Source organism: Streptomyces sp. NPDC008313 (assembly GCF_042956125.1).
GTDB lineage: Bacteria > Actinomycetota > Actinomycetes > Streptomycetales > Streptomycetaceae > Streptomyces.
The window spans coordinates 66,884-85,901 of the sequence record NZ_JBIBFR010000001.1 but is presented as its reverse complement, the minus strand read 5'-3'; the positions used below and the strand labels follow the sequence as shown (position 1 = coordinate 85,901).

Here is a 19,018-nt window from a genome sequence, read left to right as displayed (position 1 = left end):
GCCTCAATATGGCCACGCGCCACGACATCCGCAACGTCGCCATCGTCGCCCACGTCGACCACGGCAAGACCACCCTGGTCGACGCCATGCTCAAGCAGGCCGGTGCCTTCGCCGCGCACGCCGCCGAGTCGCTCGACGACCGCATGATGGACTCGAACGACCTGGAGCGTGAGAAGGGCATCACGATCCTGGCCAAGAACACGGCCGTGAAGTACCACCCCAAGGACGGCGGCGACGCCATCACGATCAACATCATCGACACCCCCGGCCACGCCGACTTCGGCGGCGAGGTCGAGCGCGGTCTGTCGATGGTGGACGCGGTCGTCCTCCTCGTGGACGCCTCCGAGGGCCCGCTGCCCCAGACCCGCTTCGTGCTGCGCAAGGCCCTCCAGGCCCGGCTCCCCGTGATCCTGTGCATCAACAAGACGGACCGCCCCGACTCGCGCATCGACGAGGTCGTGAACGAGGCGTACGACCTCTTCCTCGACCTCGACGCCGACGAGGAGCAGATCGAGTTCCCGATCGTCTACGCCTGCGCCCGTGACGGCATCGCCTCGCTGACCAAGCCGGAGGACGGCACCGTCCCGGCCGACAGCGACAGCCTGGAGCCGTTCTTCTCCACGATCCTGGAGCACGTCCCGGCCCCGTCGTACGACGAGGCGGCCCCCCTCCAGGCGCACGTCACCAACCTGGACGCCGACAACTTCCTCGGCCGCATCGCGCTGCTCCGCGTCGAGCAGGGCGAGCTGCGCAAGGGCCAGACGGTCGCGTGGATCAAGCGTGACGGCACGATCAGCAACGTGCGCATCAGCGAGCTGATGATGACCGAGGCGCTCACCCGCAAGCCCGCCGAGAAGGCCGGCCCCGGTGACATCTGCGCCGTCGCCGGCATCCCGGACATCATGATCGGCGAGACCCTCGCCGACACGGAGAACCCGATCGCGCTGCCGCTGATCACGGTCGACGAGCCGGCGATCTCGATGACGATCGGTACGAACACCTCGCCGCTGGTCGGCCGCGGCGGCACCGGCAAGGGCGCGGACGCCAAGGCCGCGGTCAAGGACCGCAAGGTCACCGCCCGCCAGGTCAAGGACCGCCTCGACCGCGAGCTGATCGGTAACGTCTCGCTGCGCGTCCTCGACACCGAGCGTCCGGACGCGTGGGAGGTCCAGGGCCGCGGTGAGCTGGCGCTCGCCATCCTGGTCGAGACCATGCGCCGGGAAGGCTTCGAGCTGACCATCGGCAAGCCGCAGGTCGTCACCAAGGAGGTCGACGGCAAGGTCCACGAGCCGGTCGAGCGCATGACGATCGACGTGCCCGAGGAGCACATGGGCGCGGTCACGCAGCTCATGGGCGTCCGCAAGGGCCGTATGGACAACATGTCGAACCACGGCTCCGGCTGGGTCCGCATGGAGTTCGTCGTGCCCTCGCGCGGTCTGATCGGCTTCCGTACGGAGTTTTTGACCAGCACCCGCGGTACCGGCATCGGGCACTCGATCCACGAGGGCCACGAGCCGTGGTTCGGCACGCTGACGACCCGCAACAACGGCTCGCTGGTCGCCGACCGCTCCGGCGCCGTCACCGCGTTCGCGATGACGAACCTCCAGGAGCGCGGCGTGCTCTTCGTGGACCCGGGCACCGAGGTGTACGAGGGCATGATCGTCGGTGAGAACTCGCGCTCCGACGACATGGACGTGAACATCACCAAGGAGAAGAAGCTCACCAACATGCGGTCGTCCTCGGCCGACTCGTTCGAGGCGATCGTGCCGCCGCGCAAGCTCTCGCTGGAGCAGTCGCTGGAGTTCTGCCGCGACGACGAGTGCGTCGAGGTGACGCCGGAGGCCGTTCGCATCCGCAAGGTGAACCTGGACGCCCGCGAGCGCGCCCGCTCCGCGAGCCGCGCCAAGCACGGCTGACCCGACGCCTGTCCGCCGGCCGGGTAGAGCCGGCGGACAGCCGGACCGGCCGCGCCGTACGCGGCTGATTCACGACGATCCGCCGCGCCGGGCGCGGCTGGTCCCTACCAACTGAGCCCGGGTGCCGCCATCATGGTGGCACCCGGGCTTTTCGCAACCGGTTTTCCGCCGGTGTCCCGGCGTCCGTACGGCGCTCGCACGGTGCGTGGTGTCCGAAATGCGGAACATCTGGCCCGATAGCCAAGTAACAAGTCCGTTTCGCACGCTTCTCACTCAGATCAGTTTGTCCAGATTTTGGAAGATCCAGGCGTCAGCTGTGATTGAACCGAGACCTACAGAGTGTGGTCGGTGTCTGTCCGATGGCAGATAGTTAGCCGCGTAACGCTCGGGTCAATGGGTCACGCGCTGTGGGGACAGCGCCGACTCACGAGCACAGTGGGGTGTTTGGTCCTCCGTCAGGGGTGTCGGAGGCCTGTCACGTACCCCTCCTGTCCGTGCACTGGTTGAGTCATGAGGAGGCCGTCGATGCCAACTACGCGTGTTCATCTGCGACTTGTCGCGTTCTGCGACCGATAGGCATACGTCTTCCCTGATCCGCATGGTCCAAGTCGTGGCCGCCCGCACCCTGGGCTGCCGCCGACTCGGCGTACCCATGAATTGGACGCATCATGACGAGTCCTCTCGAGACGGAAGGCGCCGGTCCTTCGGTCGTCGTGGACGACGACAAAGACGCCAAGAAGGTGCCTGTACCACCGCAGTTGGAGGGGCGTTCGCCCGGCCGGCTGATGTGGACCCGCTTCAAGCGCGACCGCACCGGAGTGGTCTCCGCCTATGTGGTGGGCTTCTTCTTCCTGATCGGCGTGCTCGCCCCGCTGATCTCCAAGCTGTACGGCAAGAACCCGTACACCGTGTACGCGGACGAGCGTCCGGAGCTCTTCGACAGCGCCGGCGTCCCGATCCAGCCCAACGGCGGTATCAGCGGCGAGTTCTGGTTCGGACTCGAACCGGGCAACGGCTACGACGTCTTCACCAAGCTGATCTACGGCATCCGGACCTCGTTGATGATCTCGGTGTCGGTCACGCTCGCGGTCGTCGTCACCGGTGTCCTGCTGGGAGTCGCCGCCGGATACCTCGGCGGCAAGCCGGACTTCTTCATCAGCCGGATCATCGACTTCCTGCTGGCCTTCCCCTCGCAGCTGTTCTTCATCGCCAGCATGCCGGTCGTGGTCTCGCTCTTCGTGAGCCCGCGCGACGAGACACCCACCTATGTACGGGTGGTCGCGCTGATCTGCGTGATGTGGGTCCTCGGCTGGATGAGTCTCGCCCGCATCCTGCGCGGCACGACACTCGCCCTGCGGGAGCGGGAGTTCATCGAGGCGGCCAGGGTGAGCGGAGCGTCCCCCGCCCGCATCATCGGCAAGGAGATCCTGCCCAACGTGGTGACACCGCTGCTGGTGCAGGCCACGTATCTGCTGCCGAACTTCGTGACGATCGAGGCGGGCCTGTCCTTCCTCGGCGTCGGGATCATCGAACCCACCCCCGACTGGGGCCAGATGTTCTCCAAGGCGTCGACCGAGCTCGTGCTGCAGAACGACATCACCTACATGTTCTTCCCCGGCGTCTCGATGATCATCTTCGTCGTCGCGTTCAACCTGCTCGGGGACTCCGTCCGGGACGCCTTCGACCCCAAGACGGCACGCTGACCGCCAGGCCGTGGGCGCGACGCCCCCTGGCAGTTCAACGCTTCTCAACGGCACATCCACAAGCGGTACTTCGCACTGGTGACACACAGATGGGTGGAAACTGAGTGATGAGTAGGGGCGGACGCCACGCATACGCCGCAATCTCAGTGCTCGCGGCCGGAGCTCTCGTGCTCACCGGTTGCAGCAAGGGCGGCAGCGACAGCGGCAATGACAGCAAGAAGGACGACAGCAACGCCAAACGGCAGCAGGCGTCGATCGAGTTCGGCGACGCGAAGGACTCCACCGGTCCCGCCGCCGACGTCCCGGGCGCCAAGTCCGGCGGCACGATCGAGGTTTTGCAGCGCGACAGCTACGCCCACCTCGACCCGGGACAGATCTACGTCTCGGACGAGATGTCGGTCTCGCAGCTGCTCCACCGCGGCCTCACCGGCTACAAGGCGACCAGCGACGACGGCAGCAAGCACGAGGTCGTCGGCGACCTCGCCACCGACTCCGGTACGACGACGGACGGCGGCAAGACCTGGAAGTACACGCTCAAGGACGGCATCAAGTTCGAGGACGGGTCCGCGATCACGTCCAAGGACGTCCGCCACTCCGTCGAGCGGCTCTTCGCGCCCTTCATCAACCAGGGCCCGACCTACCTCCAGCAGTGGATCGCCGACACCCAGGGCACCGACTACCGCAAACTCCTCAAGGACGGCCCCTACAAGGGCAAGCACCTGCCGGACAGCATCCTGGAGACGCCGGACGACAAGACGGTCGTCTTCCACTTCAAGACGGCCCACCCGGACCTGCCGTACGCGCTCGCCATGGCCGGCTACGCGATGGTCTCCGAGAAGGGCGACACCAAGACGAAGTACGACCGCGCGCCCGTGGCGACCGGCCCGTACAAGATCAAGTCGTTCAAGTCCGGCAAGTCGATGGTGCTGGTCAAGAACGCCGACTGGGACGCGAAGACGGACCCGATCCGCCACCAGTACGTGGACCAGTTCAACATCACGTTCAACCAGCAGTACGAGACGTCCACCAAGACGCTCCTCGCGGACAGCGGCGCCGACCAGGCCGGCATCAGCTTCAACAACCAGGTCGACGCGGGCAACCTCTCCAAGGTCCTCAGCGACCCGAAGATGAAGTCCCGCACGGTCTCCGGCTACATGCCGTACGTCGGCCAGATGAACATCAACATGAGCCACCCGGCGCTCAAGGACAAGAAGATCCGCGAGGCGATCGCGTACGCCCTCCCGGTCACGCCGTTCGTCCGCGCCTACGGCGGCAGCGCGGCCATGGAGGTCGCCGGCGGACTGCTCAGCCCGACCGTCAGCGGCTACGACGCCTCCTTCGACCCCTGGGGCAAGAAGAAGAAGCCGGCCGGTGACCCCGTCAAGGCCAAGAAGCTCCTCGAAGAGGCCGGCAAGGTCGGCATGAAGCTCACCTTCGGCTACATCAACACCCCCGAGGGCCAGCAGTACTCCACCGCCATGGCGGCCGGTCTGGAGAAGGCGGGCTTCGACGTCCAGCGCCAGGAGATCCCGGCCGAGACGTTCTACGACCAGGTCAGCAAGCTGGACAACAAGTACGACATCTTCCACACCGCGTGGGGTGCCGACTGGCCGTCCGCCTCGACCGTGATGCCGCCGCTCTACGACGGCCGCGTGATCGCCGACGGCGCGCAGAACTACTCGCAGATCAACGACGACCGCGTCAACAGCGAGATCGACCGCATCAACAAGATCACCGACCCGGTCAAGTCCGCGGCCGAGTGGGAGAAGCTCGACCAGTACATCGTCAAGGACCTCGTCAACGTCGTCCCGACCGCGTACTACAAGCAGATCCAGATCGCCGGTTCCAAGGTCGGCGGCCTCGTCTACGACGACGTGATCGGCAGCGTCGACCCGCGTCGCCTGTTCGTCAAGTAACCATCGCGCCCGCACGGAGCCCGGTGCGCGTCCGCCCGCCCAGCGGGACGGACCGCACCGGGCCCCGCCGGGCCCACTGACGTCTGAGAGCTGCCCCTGCCATGCTGCGCTTCCTCATGCGCCGGACACTCGGCGCCGCCGTCATTCTCTTCCTGCTGAGCATCGTCGCGTTCCTGCTGTTCTTCGGGATGCCACGTGACCCGGGGCTGCTGATGTGCGGTAAGGCGTGCACGCCGGCCAACCTGGAGAACATCCACCACGTACTCGGCCTCGACAAGTCGATCCCCGAGCAGTACGGGATCTTCCTGCACAACCTCGTCATGGGCAGCGACGACTTCGCCCAGGGCCCCTGCCCCGCCCCCTGCTTCGGCTACTCGTACCACACCAACGAGCAGGTCTGGGGCACCCTGATGGACCGGCTGCCCACCACCGTCTCGCTGACGCTGGGCGCCGCCGTCTGCTTCCTCTTCGTGGGCCTCGGCACCGGGATGCTCGCCGCCTGGAAGCGCGGCACGCTCGTCGACAAGACCGTCACCGCCGGGTCGATGGTCATCAGCTCGATGCAGATCTACTTCCTCGGCCCGCTGGCCCTGGCCGCCCTCGTCTACCAGACGCACATCTTCGACAAGCCCGCCTACAACGAGTTCACCAAGGACCCGCTCACCTGGTTCAGCGGGCTCATCATCCCGTGGGTGGTGCTGTCCACCATCTTCGCCGCGCAGTACACCCGTATGGCGCGCTCGTCGATGATCGAGCAGCTCCAGGAGGAGCACGTCCGCACGGCCCGCGCCAAGGGCATGTCCCGCAAGTTCGTCTTCTTCCGCTACGCCTGGCGCGGCTCGCTCATCCCGATCGTCACCATCTTCGGCATCGACCTCGGCTCCCTCCTCGGCGGCGCCATCATCACCGAGTACACCTTCGGGCTGCCGGGCCTCGGCCACCTCGCCGTGGACGCGGTCAGCTTCAGCGACCTGCCGCTGCTGCTCGGCGTGATGCTGTTCTCCGCCGCCATGATCCTCCTGTTCAACATCATCGTGGATGCCTGCTACGCCTTCATCGACCCGCGTGTGCGGCTGTCCTAGGAGCACTGTCGTGACCACTCTGACCAAGGAATCGGGCCCCGGCTCCCCGGCGGACGCGGGCGCCTTCCTCTCGGTGCGCGACCTGCACGTCCGCTTCCGGACCGAGGACGGTGTCGTCAAGGCCGTCGACGGGCTCTCCTTCGACCTGGAACGGGGCAGGACCCTCGGCATCGTGGGGGAGTCCGGCTCGGGCAAGTCGGTGACCAACCTGACCGTCCTCGGGCTGCACAACCCGATGTTCACCGACATCGACGGCGAGATCGTGCTGGAGGGCCAGGAACTGGTCACCGCCCGCGAGTCCGAACTGGAGAAGCTGCGCGGCAACAAGGTCGCGATGATCTTCCAGGATCCGCTGACCGCGCTGTCCCCGTACTACACGGTCGGCCGGCAGATCGCCGAGCCCTTCATGAAGCACATGGGGGCCTCCAAGAAGGCCGCCTGGGACCGCGCGGTGGAGATGCTCGGCAAGGTCGGCATCCCCAACCCGCCGGAGCGGGCCAAGGACTACCCGCACCAGTTCTCCGGCGGCATGCGCCAGCGCGCGATGATCGCCATGGCCCTGGTCTGCGACCCGGACCTGCTGATCGCGGACGAGCCGACCACCGCGCTCGACGTGACCGTGCAGGCCCAGATCCTCGATCTGCTCAAGGACCTCCAGCAGGAGTTCGGCTCGGCGATCATCTTCATCACCCACGACCTCGGGGTCATCGCCGACATGGCGGACGACATCATGGTGATGTACGCGGGCGGCGCGGTGGAGCGCGGCACGACCGACGAGGTCCTGCGCTCGCCCCAGCATCCCTACACCTGGGGCCTGTTGAACTCGATGCCGCGGATCGACTCGGACCTCGGCGCGCCGCTCGCGCCGATCCCCGGCTCGCCGCCCTCGCTGCTGACCCCGCCGTCCGGCTGCCGCTTCCACCCCCGGTGCACTTTCCGCGGCGAGGTGGGCGGGACACGATGTGAGGACGAACTGCCGCTGCTGCCGCCGGGCAGGGGAGGCGCGTGCCACCTCACGGCCGAGCAGAAGCGGACCATCTTCGTCGAGCAGATCAAGCCCCGGTTGCGGTAGGGAGAGACACGTCATGACGGAAGACGTCATCAAGGGGGACCCTGTGGAGAGTGACACCGCGAAGGGGGACCCCGTGAAGGACGCCGCCGCTGTGCCCGCACCGCGCGGGGGCGCCCCGGGGGAGACGGGCGAGCCGCTGCTCGTGGTGGAGAAGCTGGTCAAGCACTTCCCGGTGATGGGCGGCTTCCCCTTCAAGCGGACGATCGGCGCGGTGCAGGCCGTGGACGGCGTCGACCTCACCGTCCACGCCGGCGAGAGCTTCGGTCTGGTGGGCGAGTCCGGCTGCGGCAAGTCCACCACCGGCCGGCTGATCACCCGCCTGATGGAGCCGACGGGCGGCACGATCTCCTACCGCGGCCAGGACATCTCCCACGCGAGCCGCCGGGCGCTGGCGCCGATCAGGTCCGAGATCCAGATGATCTTCCAGGACCCGTACTCCTCGCTGAACCCGCGGCAGACCGTCGGCAAGATCATCTCCGGTCCGATGGAGATCAACGGGATCAACCCGCCCGGCGGCCGCGAGACGCGGGTGCGGGAACTGCTGGAGACCGTGGGACTCAACCCGGAGCACTACAACCGCTTCCCGCACGAGTTCTCCGGCGGTCAGCGCCAGCGCATCGGCGTGGCGAGGGCGCTCGCCCTGGAGCCCAAGCTGATCGTGGCCGACGAGCCGGTCTCCGCGCTCGACGTGTCGATCCAGGCGCAGGTGGTCAACCTGCTGCAGAAGGTGCAGCAGGAGCTGGGCATCGCGTTCCTGTTCATCGCCCACGACCTGGCCGTCGTGCGGCACTTCTCGCAGCGCGTCGCGGTGATGTACCTGGGCAAGATCATCGAGGTCGGCGACCGCGACTCCATCTACGCCCGCCCCCGCCACCCGTACACCCACGCCCTGCTCTCCGCCGTGCCGGAGGTCGACCTGGACGGCGGGGACACCCGGCGCGAGCGGATCCGGCTGGCCGGCGACGTGCCGTCCCCGATCTCCCCGCCGTCGGGCTGCCGCTTCCGTACGCGCTGCTGGAAGGCGCAGGACAAGTGCGCGGCCGAGGAGCCGCCGCTGATCCAGCTCTCCGGGAACCACTCCGGACACCTGACGGCCTGCCACTTCCCGGAGGACCCGACGATCACCGCGCGCGAGGAGGACATCGTCCTGGACCCGGCGCTGACGGCGCTGGAGGAGTCGCCGGGGCCGGCGCAGGGGTCGCCGAAGACCGCGTGACGGTCCGGGGCGTCCGGGACCGGCCTCGGTCCCGGACGCCCCGGACCCCGCCGCCGCTCACCCGCGCCCTGCCCTGCCCTGCCCGGTCCAGTCCTGCCCTGCCCGGTGCCCTGCCCGGTCTGCCCTGCCAGGCTCGGTCCGAGGCGCCCCGGACGAAAGACCCTAGCCGTCGGCCCGTCCCGCGATCGTGATGATCTCCGGGGAGGCGGGGCCGTCCGTGCCGGGGGCGGGCGCGAACGGCTCACGGCCCCAGTCGCCGAATCGTTTCCGCACGGTGAGCCCGGACTCCGCGAGGAAGCCGTCCAGCACGCCCGGCCCCAAGAACCGCAGCGTGCTCCGGCTGACCCGCGTCCCCTCCCACCCGGGGTGCTCGAACGTCTCCGTGAAGGTCACCCGTTCCCCGGCGACCGGCTCCTCGACCTCGTACCGGACGCGCACGGCGCCGCCGTCCGCGTCGGTGACCTCACGTACCCCGGTCCAGTTCTCCCAGGCCCGCGCGGCCGGGTTCCGCGTCTCGAACAGGAACCTTCCGTCGTCGGTGAGCGCCTCCCGCACGGCGGTGAGGCAGGAGCGCAGCTCGTCGTCGCCTGTGAGGGTCTGGAACGCGTGCCCGGTCATCACGACCAGGTCGAACTCCCCGGCCCACCGGGCCGAGGCCAGATCCCCGAGCATCCACTCCACGTCGTCACGTGCCTGCCGCGCCCGCACCAGCATGGCGGCGGCCGGGTCGAGCCCGCACAGCCGGCCCCGGTGGCCGTCCTGCCTGGCCCGCGCCAGCAGCCGTCCGGTCCCGCATCCGACGTCCAGGACGGACCGCGCCGACATGACGAGGTCCAGACAGAAGTCGTCGCCCGGCCCCCACGGATTGAGCGGGTCGTACAGCGGGGCCAACGAGGCATCCCCAAAGGAACGATCAACCATCCGGGCAGTCTGCCTGCTGTACTGCCGTTCAGTACAGGGGAGTTGGGATTCGCCCGCACCGCGGACCCGCGGCCCGCTACGGCGTGGTGTTTCCCGCCTTCCCGTAGCGACGGAACGCATCGGTCCGCACTGTCCATGGACCGAACGGCACGGCATCGCCGAAGATGTACGGAGCCTTGTCCCGGTACCGGTCCCCGCACGGGTCGGAGTGCACCTCGATGGTGCCCGTGCGGGGGTCGACGATGAGGTAGTGCTCGATGCCCATGGCAGGGTATTCGGCGAGCTTCTCGGTGTAGTCGTTGTCCGGATTGGACGGCGAGACGATCTCGACGACCGCCAGTACGCGTGTGGCGTCGACGGCGAGACCCTCCTCGTCCAGCACGGTCTCGGGAATGACGACTGCGTCCGGGCGCCGCATACGGCCGATGGCAGGGTGCTCGATCTCGGGCCCATTCTCGCAGACGTACCCGGGGTGGGTGGCAGGAAGCTGGGCGTTGAGCTGGTTCCGAATCCGCCGCACGGTGCCCTCATGGCGCTTCGAAGGGCTCATCATGGCGAGGAACGGGCCGGAGGGGCCGATCTCGACCTCCCAGGATCCTTCGAGCTGCTCCGCGTACGCCGTGAGCTCCTCGGCGATCGCGCGCATCTTCGCGTAGTCCATGTACGGAGGATAGCGAGGCGCCCTCTCCGTCGCCCACGCGAAGGCCCGCGCACTCCGTGAGGTGTGCGCGGGCCTTCGTTCCCGGGGACCGGACCGTCGTGGGCTCGGGTCGATGGGCCGGTGAGAGCCGGTCCCGTGAGGGGCCGTGCGGCCTGGGGGGCCGGACGGGCCCTGGGCGCGGCTGACGAAAGGGGTGTGTCAGGCCGCGACCTCGGGGTCCTTGGACAGCCGCGGGCCGGGGACCACGTCGTGTGTCTCCGGGTAGTGGCAGGCCGTCAGGTGGCCGGGCTTGTTGCCCTCGACCTGCACCAGCGGCGGCGCCTCGGTCGCGCACTTCTCCGTCGCCTTCCAGCACCGCGTACGGAAGCGGCAGCCGGACGGCGGGTTGAGGGGCGAGGGGACGTCGCCGGTGAGTCGGATGCGCTCACGGGCCGGTACGTCGTCCGCGGTCGCCTCGGGCACCGCGGACAGCAGCGCCCGGGTGTAGGGGTGGCGCGGGTTGTCGTACAGGTCGGCACGGTCGGCGATCTCGACGATCTTGCCGAGGTACATGACCGCGACGCGCTCCGAGAAGTGCCGCACGATGGCGAGGTCGTGGGCGATGAAGACGAACGCGATGCCCATGTCCCGCTGGAGCTGCTGGAGCAGGTTGACGACCTGTGCCTGGATCGACACGTCGAGCGCGGAGACCGGCTCGTCGGCCACGATCAGCTTCGGCTGGAGGGCGAGCGCGCGGGCCACGCCGATGCGCTGGCGCTGACCGCCGGAGAACTCGTGCGGGAAGCGGTTGTAGTGCTCCGGGTTGAGACCGACGATCTCCAGAAGCTCGCGGACGCGCTTCTCGTTGCCGCCGGGCGAGTCGATCCCGTTGATCTCCATGGGACCGGAGATGATCTTGCCGACGGTCTGCCGCGGGTTCAGCGAGGCGTACGGGTCCTGGAAGATCATCTGGATCTCGGAGCGGACCGGCGCGAGCTGCTTGCGGCCGGCGTGGGTGATGTCCTGGCCGCGGTAGGTGATTCTGCCGCCGGTCGGCTCCAGCAGCCGGGTGATGAGCCGGCCGGTGGTGGACTTGCCGCAGCCGGACTCGCCGACCAGGCCCAGGCTCTCGCCCTCGGCGACCTGGAAGTCGAGACCGTCGACGGCCTGGACCGCGCCGATCTTCCGCTTGAAGGGGAAGCCTCCCATCACCGGGAAGTGCTTGGTCAGTCCGGTGACGTCCAGGAGGGGGTTCGTGTTGCTCATGGTCGTGAAATCCCGTCTCGGTTACGTCAGTTGGCGCGCGCGGCGTAGTCGGCGAAGTAGTCCCGGCGCTGCTCGTCGGTGAGGTGGCAGGCGGCGCCGCGTCCGTCGGTGACCTGGAGCGGAGGCTGCTCGGTGGAGCAGAGTCCGCCCGCCACCTTCTCCGCGAAGGTGCACCGCGGGTGGAAGCGGCACCCGCTCGGCGGGTTCAGCAGCGACGGAGGCGAGCCGGGGATCGGGGAGAGCGGCACGTCGACCGGCCCGTCCAGGCTCGGCATCGAGCCGAGCAGGCCCCAGGTGTACGGGTGCTGCGGCGCGCGCAGCACCTCCTGCTTGGTGCCGCGCTCCACGCACCGGCCGCCGTACATCACCAGCACGTCGTCGGCGATGTCGGCGATGACCCCGAGGTCGTGGGTGATGAAGATGATCGCCGTGCCGAACTCCTGCTGGAGGTCCTTGAGCAGGTCCATGATCTGGGCCTGCACGGTCACGTCGAGCGCGGTGGTCGGCTCGTCCGCGATCAGCAGCTCGGGGTCGCAGACCAGGGCCATGGCGATCATCGCGCGCTGGCGCATACCGCCGGAGAACTGGTGCGGGTAGTCGTCCACGCGGACGTCCGGCTGCGGGATGCCGACGCGGCGCAGCATCTCGATCGCGCGCACCCTGGCGTCCCGCTTGGAGCAGCCGGTGTGCTTGCGGTACGTCTCGCCGATCTGCTTGCCGATGGTGTGGTACGGCGAGAGCGAGGCCAGCGCGTCCTGGAAGATCATGGCCATCTTGTTGCCGCGCAACTGCTCGAGCTTCCGCTCCGAGGTCGCCAGCAGGTCCTGCCCGTCGAGCAGGATCTCGCCGTCGATGGCGGTGCGGTCACGGTCGTGCAGGCCCAGGATCGTCAGGTTGGTGACGGACTTGCCGGACCCCGACTCGCCCACGATGCCGAGCGTCTTGCCCTTGGCCAGGTCGAAGGAGAGCCCGTCGACGGCCTTGACGACGCCGTCTTCGGTGGAGAAGTGGACCTTCAGATCCCTGACGGACAGGAAGGGCTGCTGATCGGTGCTCGTCACGGGGACGCTCCTGAGGTGATGCGGGGGTAGCCGGGGCGGGGGGTGGCCAGGGCGGGAGGCGGACGGCGCCGGGTCAGGCGAGCCGGATCCGGGGGTCGATGAGGGCGTAGACGGCGTCCACGATGATGTTGAAGAAGACGATCGCGCCGGCCGACAGCAGGGTCACGCCGAGCAGCATGGGCAGGTCGCTCTTGTCGACGGACTCCACCGCGAGGCGGCCGATGCCCTGCATGCTGAAGGTCGTCTCCGTGATGATCGCGCCGCCGATGAGGACGCCCAGGTCGACACCGAAGATCGTGACGATCGGACCCATCGCGCCGCGCCAGGCGAACCGGAAGAACACGTTCGCGCCGGACAGGCCCTTGGCCCGGGCGGTGCGGACGTAGTCCTCACTGAGCTGCTCGACCAGCTGGGAGCGGGACATACGGGTGTAGTTGGCCGTGAAGATGATGGCCAGGACCAGCCAGGGCAGCAGCAGTCCGGAGACCCAGGCGGCCGGGTCCTCGGTGATCGGCGTGTACGAGGGCTGGCTGAGCAGGCCGAGCTTCGACACCAGGAAGTACATGGCGATGTAGCCGACGAAGTAGATCTGCAGCGACGAGCCGAGCAGCGAGGCCGAGCTGGCCAGCTTGTCCTGCCACTTGCCCTGCTTGAGGGACGCGATCATGCCGGCGCCGATGCCGATGATCAGGAAGACGATGGCCGCGCCGAACGCGAGCGAGAGGGTCAGCGGCAGCCGGTCCAGGATCGTGCCGAGGACGGGCTCGCGGTTGGCGAAGGAGTACCCGAGGCAGGGGGCGTCGCAGTTACCGAAGCCGGGGTAGTTGCGCCCGACGAAGAGGCCCTTGAGCCAGTCCCAGTACTGGACAGGGATCGGGTGATCGATACCCAGGTTGTGCCGGACCTTCTCCAGCATGTCCGGGGAGCAGTTCTTGCCGCAGGACATGATGGCCGGGTCACGCGGGATGGCGTAGAACAGCCAGAAGGTGACGGCGCTGATGATCAGCAGAATGACCAGCGCGCCGATGACTCGGCGAACAAGGAAGCGGAGCATGGGGGCGTGACTTTCCGGACGGGGCGCCGTCGCCGGGAGATGAGGGGGGTCGGACCCAGACCCTGTCGTCGGCCCCCTCGTTCGCCCGGTGGGGCGGTGGGGGTCGACGACAGGGCCTGACGGGGCGGTCGCATGGGCGGCCGCCCCCTTCGTGTGCGGGCTGCTTACTTCATCGCGTACAGCTTGCAGAGCGCGATGCAGGTGTTGCCGCTGTCGTACACGACGTTGCCGACCTTGGATCCGTACATCCAGTTGCGGATGGAGTGGTAGTCCGGGACCACGGCCGCGAGCTCCATGATCTGGCGGTCGATCTCGCCCCACGCCTTGTTGGCGGCGTCGGCGTCGGTGAGCTTGGACGCGGCGGTGATCGCCTTGTTGACGCCCGGGTCGTCCAGCTGGGCGTAGTTGCTGCGGCCGTCACCGATGTTCGCGCCGCTCCAGCAGGGGTAGAACACGGAGTAGCCGTTCGGCCAGTCCGGGCTCCAGCCCGCGGCGAAGAGGTCGAAGTGGTTGTCGATCTTGCCGATGGCGGTGTAGAAGGTCGACTTGTCGACCTGCTTGTTGACGACCTCGAAGCCGGCGGCCTCCAGGGCGTTCTTGATGGCGACGGCCTGCTTCACCGCGTTGTCCGACTGCTGGTAGGCGATGACCAGCTTGTAGCCTTCCTTGCCGGCCTCCTTCAGCAGCGCCTTCGCCTTGGCCGGGTCGCCACCGGGCTTCTTGGTCGTGCCGTACAGGTCGAACTTCGTGTAGCCGGGGGTGACCGGGCTGAAGATCGTGGTGGCGATCTCGCTGGTGGAGGCGCCACCGCGGATCGTCTGCAGCTGGCGGTGCGGCCACGCGTAGTTGATGGCCTGGCGGACCTTGACGTCCTTGACGCGGGTCGTGTTGATCGGCCAGTAGTAGGTGACCGTGTCGACCGCGGTGAGGACGCGCTTCTTGTACTTGGCGTTGGTGAGCACCTGGGCGATGCGCTCGGCCGCGACCTCGTTGAAGATCGACATCGCGTACTGGTCCTTGCCGGAGTCCGCGATGTAGCGGTCGGTGGCGGCCAGCGGCTGGAAGCCGAACTGGAAGATGTACTTGTCCGGGTAGTTGTTGCGGATCGAGTCCGTCTTCGGGTCCCAGTGCTCGTTGCGCACGTAGGTCAGCGACTTGCCGATCTTGCGGTCGCCGATCTTGTACGGGCCGCAGGAGAACGGACGCTTGTCGTACTTCTCCTTGGTGTCCTTCTTCTTCGACACGAGCGCGTAACCGCGCATCGCGAGGGTGAAGTTGAAGTCACCGCGGGGCTCGCTGAGGCGGAAGGTGACGGTCTTGCCGTCGATCTCGATCGAGTCGAGCTCCTTGCCGCCGTAGGGGCCCTTGTACTTCTTGCCGCCCTCGAGCCAGTCCTGCACGTAGCGGGGGCCCTCGGTGACGAAGTCGGCGTAGAGGCGCTCGAAGGTGTGGCGGACGTCGTCCATGGTGACGTCGGAGCCGTCCTCCCACTTCAGACCGTCCTTCAGCGTGAAGGACCAGGTCTTGCCGCCGTCCTTCGCGGTGCCCGCGTCGGTGGCGAGGTCGCCGACCAGGGTGGCGCCGCCCTTGTCGTCGATCTTGTAGCCGGTCAGACCGCGCAGGATCGGGACGGTGATGGCGCCCTCGGTGGAGACGTAGATCTGCGCCGGGTCCATGTGGTCCATGTCGAACTGGTCGAGCGAGTAGATCGTCCCGCCCTTGACCGCGCCCTTGACCTCGGGGGCCGGACCCGTCGAGTCGGCCTTGGTGCCGACCGCGATCTCGGTGGTCTTGGAGCCGCTGACCTTGGGGCCGTCGTTCTTCGACGAGCCGCCGCTGTCGCTGCCGCCGCAGGCGGTCAGCATCGAGCTGGAGGCCGCGACCACGCCGGTGGCGATCAGGAAGTTTCTGCGCGAGAAGGACATGGAGATCCTGCCTATGTGGATGCGGGACGGAAAAGTGCAGCCGGACGACGTGGATCCGAACCGGGATGGTGCGGACTCAGCGTTTTGACTTCGGGTCGAGCGCGTCGCGCACCGAGTCGCCGAGGAGGTTGAAGGCGAGGACGAAGATCACCATGGACAGGCCCGGGAAGAGCATGAAGGTGATGTCCTCGTTGTAGAACTGGGCTCCTCGCTGGATCATGACGCCCCAGTCCGGGGTCGGGTCGATGATGCCGACGCCGAGGAAGGCGAGGCCCGCCTCCGCCGTCACGAAGGCCGGCAGCATGAGCGTGGACTGGATGATGATCGGCGTCCACAGGTTGGGCAGCAGTTCCTTGAAAACGATGCGTCCCGGAGACGCTCCCGTGACCTTGGCCGCCTCGACGAACTCCCGCTCGCGCAGAGCCAGTACCTGGCCGCGCAGCAGACGGGCGATGGACGCCCAGCCGAAGGCGGTGAGCACGAGGATCAGGGAGATGGCCCGCAGGGAGGTCGGGATGTTGTCGTCGTCGGCCACGAAGAGGCCGTAGACGACCGGCATGAAGGCGATGAAGAACAGCGTCGACGGGAACGACAGCAGGATGTCGATGATCCGGCCGACGATGTAGTCCGTCTTGCCGCCGAGGTAACCCGCGGTCACGCCGATCACGACACCGACGATCGTGGTCAGCAGCGCCGCCGCCGTCGCGATCATCAGCGAGGTGCGGATGCCGTAGAGCAGGAACGTGAAGACGTCCCGGCCCAGCTGCGGCTCGATGCCGAACCAGAACTCTCCGCTCATGCCGCCGTTGGGGCCGGCCGGGTAGGAGAAGGCGTCCAGCAGCTCGGGGCGGTCGCTGGCGTACGTGGTGTACGGGTCCTTGCCGTACAGCTTCGATATCAGCGGGGCGCATATCGCGATCACGAAGAAGAAGATCACGATGTACGCCGAGATGACGCCCGTCCGGTCCCGTTTGAACCGTTTCCAGGCGAGCCGTCCCGGGGAGCGGCTCTCGGAGCCCTTGGGGGCCGAAGGGAGAGCCGACTTCTCGGTGCTCTCGTCGGTCACCTCAAGCGGGGCGGCCGCTGATGGAGTTGGGGGGGTCATGATGCTCCAGGCCCGAAGGGGTCAAGGGCTCCGCAGGGCGCTCCCTACGGGCTACGCCGGACTTTTTCAACGCAATTCATTCAACGTCAATAAATTCTGAGTCGTCTTGGCGTTCTCTTTACCTTCTTTACCCGGACTTGATCATCCCGTAGCTACGCGGGTAGCCGGTCGTGATCGATCCGTGTCCGTAATCGGACCTTCCGCGCGAAACGGTCAACGCGTTCGATATGCGGGCGCCAGGGTCTCGGAATGCGTACACGAGACGGGCGTATCGGAACGGTTCGGCATCGGATGTCGAAGATCCATTGCGCTCGCTGAGCGGAATGCGTGCATCCGGATGAGCGGCTCCCCGAAAGGGTGGGCTGAATGTGCGTCAGGCACTGTTTGCACCGATATTGGCGAAAAGGCACAGTGCACCGGAGCCCGTGACCCACGCCCCGGCGCCGAGGGCACAGCCCACTCACGAGGAGGCATTCCATGCGTGGAGCCACACACGCCAGATGGGCCGCATGCGCGGCGGCGGTCGCCCTCGCGGCGACGGCCTGCGGAGGGGGCGGGGGCGACAGCGGCGGCGGTGACGGCTCCGGCATCCTCAGCTCGTCATGGGGGGACCCGCAGAACCCGCTGGAGCCGGCCAACACCAACGAGGTGCAGGGCGGCAAGGTCCTCGACATGGTCTTCCGCGGTCTGAAGCGCTACGACGCGAAGACCGGCGCCGCCGAGGACATGCTGGCCGACAAGATCGAGAGCTCGGACTCCCAGACCTTCAAGATCACGCTGAAGGACGGCTGGAAGTTCAGCAACGGCGAGCCCGTCACCGCGAAGTCCTTCGTCGACGCCTGGAACTACGGCGCCAGCCTCAAGAACAACCAGAAGAACGCGTACTTCTTCGGATACATCGAGGGCTACGACAAGGTCCACCCCGAGTCCGGCACGCAGAGCGCGGACACCCTGTCCGGTCTGAAGGTCGTCGACGACAAGACGTTCACCGTCAAGCTGACCCAGAAGTTCTCGACCTTCCCCGACACCCTCGGCTACGCGGCCTTCGCCCCGCTGCCCAAGGCGTTCTTCGACAACCACGACGCCTGGCTGAAGAAGCCGGTCGGCAACGGTCCGTACACCATCGACTCCTACACCAAGGGCTCGAAGATGTCCCTGCGCAAGTGGGACGGCTATCCGGGGGACGACAAGGCGCAGAACGGCGGCGTCGACCTCAAGGTGTACACGGACAACAACACCGCCTACACCGACCTGCTCGCCGGCAACCTCGACCTCGTCGACGACGTCCCCGCCGCTCAGCTCAAGAACGCCAAGAGCGACCTCGGCGACCGGTACATCAACACCCCGGCCGGCATCATCCAGACCATCGCCTTCCCGTTCTACGACAAGAACTGGTCCAAGGCCGGCGCGGAGAAGGTCCGCAAGGGCCTGTCCATGGCGATCAACCGCGACCAGATCACCGACACCATCTTCCAGAAGACGCGCACCCCGGCCACCGACTGGACCTCACCGGTCCTCGGCAAGGACGGCGGCTTCCAGGAGGGGCTGTGCGGCGACGCCTGCGCGTACAAGCCCGACGAGGCCAAGAAAATGGTCAAGGAGGGCGGGGGACTGCCCGGCGGGCAGGTCAAGATCTCGTACAACGCGGACACCGGCTCGCACAAGGAGTGGGTGGACGCCGTCTGCAACTCCATCAACAACGCCCTCGGCAACGACAAGGCCTGCGTCGGCAACCCCATCGGCACCTTCGCCGACTTCCGCAACCAGATCGGCAAGCACAAGATGCCCGGCCCGTTCCGCGCCGGCTGGCAGATGGACTACCCGCTGATCCAGAACTTCCTCCAGCCCCTCTACTACACGAACGCCTCCTCCAACGACGGCAAGTGGTCGAACAAGCAGTTCGACCAGCTCGTCGACCAGGCGAACGCCGAGACCGACCGGGCCAAGGCCGTCAAGCTCTTCCAGCAGGCCGAGGGGGTCGTACGGGACAACATGGCGGCCATCCCCCTCTGGTACCAGAACGGCAGCGCGGGCTACTCGGATCGGCTCTCGAACGTGGCCCTCAACCAGTTCAGCGTCCCCGTCTACAACGAGATCAAGGTCGGCTGACCCACCGCCGCGCAAGGCTGCCGCCCAAGGCC

At 67.4% G+C, this 19,018-nt stretch carries 14 protein-coding genes; 7 read left to right on the top strand and 7 right to left on the bottom strand.

All coding sequences use genetic code 11. The annotated features are described in order from the left end of the window. The first annotated feature begins 8 nt into the window (after nucleotides 1-8). From typA to ACFY93_RS00375, 6 genes are all read left to right on the top strand, one after another. A complete protein-coding gene (typA, locus tag ACFY93_RS00400) occupies nucleotides 9-1,916 on the top strand; it encodes a translational GTPase TypA (RefSeq protein WP_391352239.1) in 1,908 nt (635 codons plus the stop codon). A 668-nt stretch (nucleotides 1,917-2,584) separates the two neighbouring features. Next, a complete protein-coding gene (locus ACFY93_RS00395; protein WP_391352237.1) occupies nucleotides 2,585-3,619 on the top strand; it encodes an ABC transporter permease subunit in 1,035 nt (344 codons plus the stop codon). A gap of 107 nt (nucleotides 3,620-3,726) precedes the next feature. After that, nucleotides 3,727-5,535 (top strand): ABC transporter substrate-binding protein, encoded by a 1,809-nt coding sequence (locus ACFY93_RS00390; protein WP_391352235.1) that lies wholly within the window; start codon nucleotides 3,727-3,729, stop codon nucleotides 5,533-5,535. A 101-nt stretch (nucleotides 5,536-5,636) separates the two neighbouring features. Beyond that, a complete protein-coding gene (locus tag ACFY93_RS00385; protein ID WP_391352233.1) occupies nucleotides 5,637-6,617 on the top strand; it encodes an ABC transporter permease subunit in 981 nt (326 codons plus the stop codon). 10 nt (nucleotides 6,618-6,627) lie between these two features. Then, nucleotides 6,628-7,689 (top strand): oligopeptide/dipeptide ABC transporter ATP-binding protein, encoded by a 1,062-nt coding sequence (locus ACFY93_RS00380; protein ID WP_391352231.1) that lies wholly within the window; start codon nucleotides 6,628-6,630, stop codon nucleotides 7,687-7,689. 13 nt (nucleotides 7,690-7,702) lie between these two features. Then, nucleotides 7,703-8,905: a dipeptide ABC transporter ATP-binding protein gene (locus tag ACFY93_RS00375; protein ID WP_391352229.1), complete on the top strand. Its 1,203-nt coding sequence runs from the start codon at nucleotides 7,703-7,705 to the stop codon at nucleotides 8,903-8,905. 162 nt (nucleotides 8,906-9,067) lie between these two features. On the opposite strand, the gene ACFY93_RS00370 is transcribed toward ACFY93_RS00375, so the two are convergent. The 7 genes from ACFY93_RS00370 to ACFY93_RS00340 form a co-directional block, all read right to left on the bottom strand. Next, complete coding sequence (locus ACFY93_RS00370; RefSeq protein WP_391352228.1) at nucleotides 9,068-9,826, bottom strand: methyltransferase domain-containing protein; 759 nt, start codon at nucleotides 9,824-9,826, stop codon at nucleotides 9,068-9,070. Between the two features lie 76 nt (nucleotides 9,827-9,902). Further along, on the bottom strand, nucleotides 9,903-10,487 hold the full coding sequence (locus tag ACFY93_RS00365; RefSeq protein ID WP_391352226.1) for a Uma2 family endonuclease: 585 nt from the start codon (nucleotides 10,485-10,487) through the stop codon (nucleotides 9,903-9,905). 198 nt (nucleotides 10,488-10,685) lie between these two features. After that, nucleotides 10,686-11,732 (bottom strand): dipeptide ABC transporter ATP-binding protein, encoded by a 1,047-nt coding sequence (locus ACFY93_RS00360; RefSeq protein WP_391352224.1) that lies wholly within the window; start codon nucleotides 11,730-11,732, stop codon nucleotides 10,686-10,688. Nucleotides 11,733-11,758: 26 nt separating this feature from the next. Next, nucleotides 11,759-12,793, bottom strand: coding sequence for an oligopeptide/dipeptide ABC transporter ATP-binding protein (locus ACFY93_RS00355; RefSeq protein WP_391352223.1), 1,035 nt, complete (start codon nucleotides 12,791-12,793; stop codon nucleotides 11,759-11,761). A 73-nt stretch (nucleotides 12,794-12,866) separates the two neighbouring features. Continuing rightward, nucleotides 12,867-13,847, bottom strand: a complete 981-nt coding sequence (locus ACFY93_RS00350; RefSeq protein WP_391352221.1) for an ABC transporter permease subunit — start codon at nucleotides 13,845-13,847, stop codon at nucleotides 12,867-12,869. Nucleotides 13,848-14,011: 164 nt separating this feature from the next. Further along, nucleotides 14,012-15,772, bottom strand: coding sequence for an ABC transporter substrate-binding protein (locus tag ACFY93_RS00345; RefSeq protein ID WP_391352219.1), 1,761 nt, complete (start codon nucleotides 15,770-15,772; stop codon nucleotides 14,012-14,014). A 76-nt stretch (nucleotides 15,773-15,848) separates the two neighbouring features. Then, a complete protein-coding gene (locus tag ACFY93_RS00340; RefSeq protein ID WP_391352218.1) occupies nucleotides 15,849-16,877 on the bottom strand; it encodes an ABC transporter permease subunit in 1,029 nt (342 codons plus the stop codon). Nucleotides 16,878-17,354: 477 nt separating this feature from the next. Here ACFY93_RS00340 and ACFY93_RS00335 point away from each other — a divergent pair, with 477 nt between their 5' ends. Beyond that, nucleotides 17,355-18,986 (top strand): ABC transporter substrate-binding protein, encoded by a 1,632-nt coding sequence (locus tag ACFY93_RS00335; protein ID WP_391352216.1) that lies wholly within the window; start codon nucleotides 17,355-17,357, stop codon nucleotides 18,984-18,986. The last annotated feature ends 32 nt before the right edge of the window (nucleotides 18,987-19,018 follow it).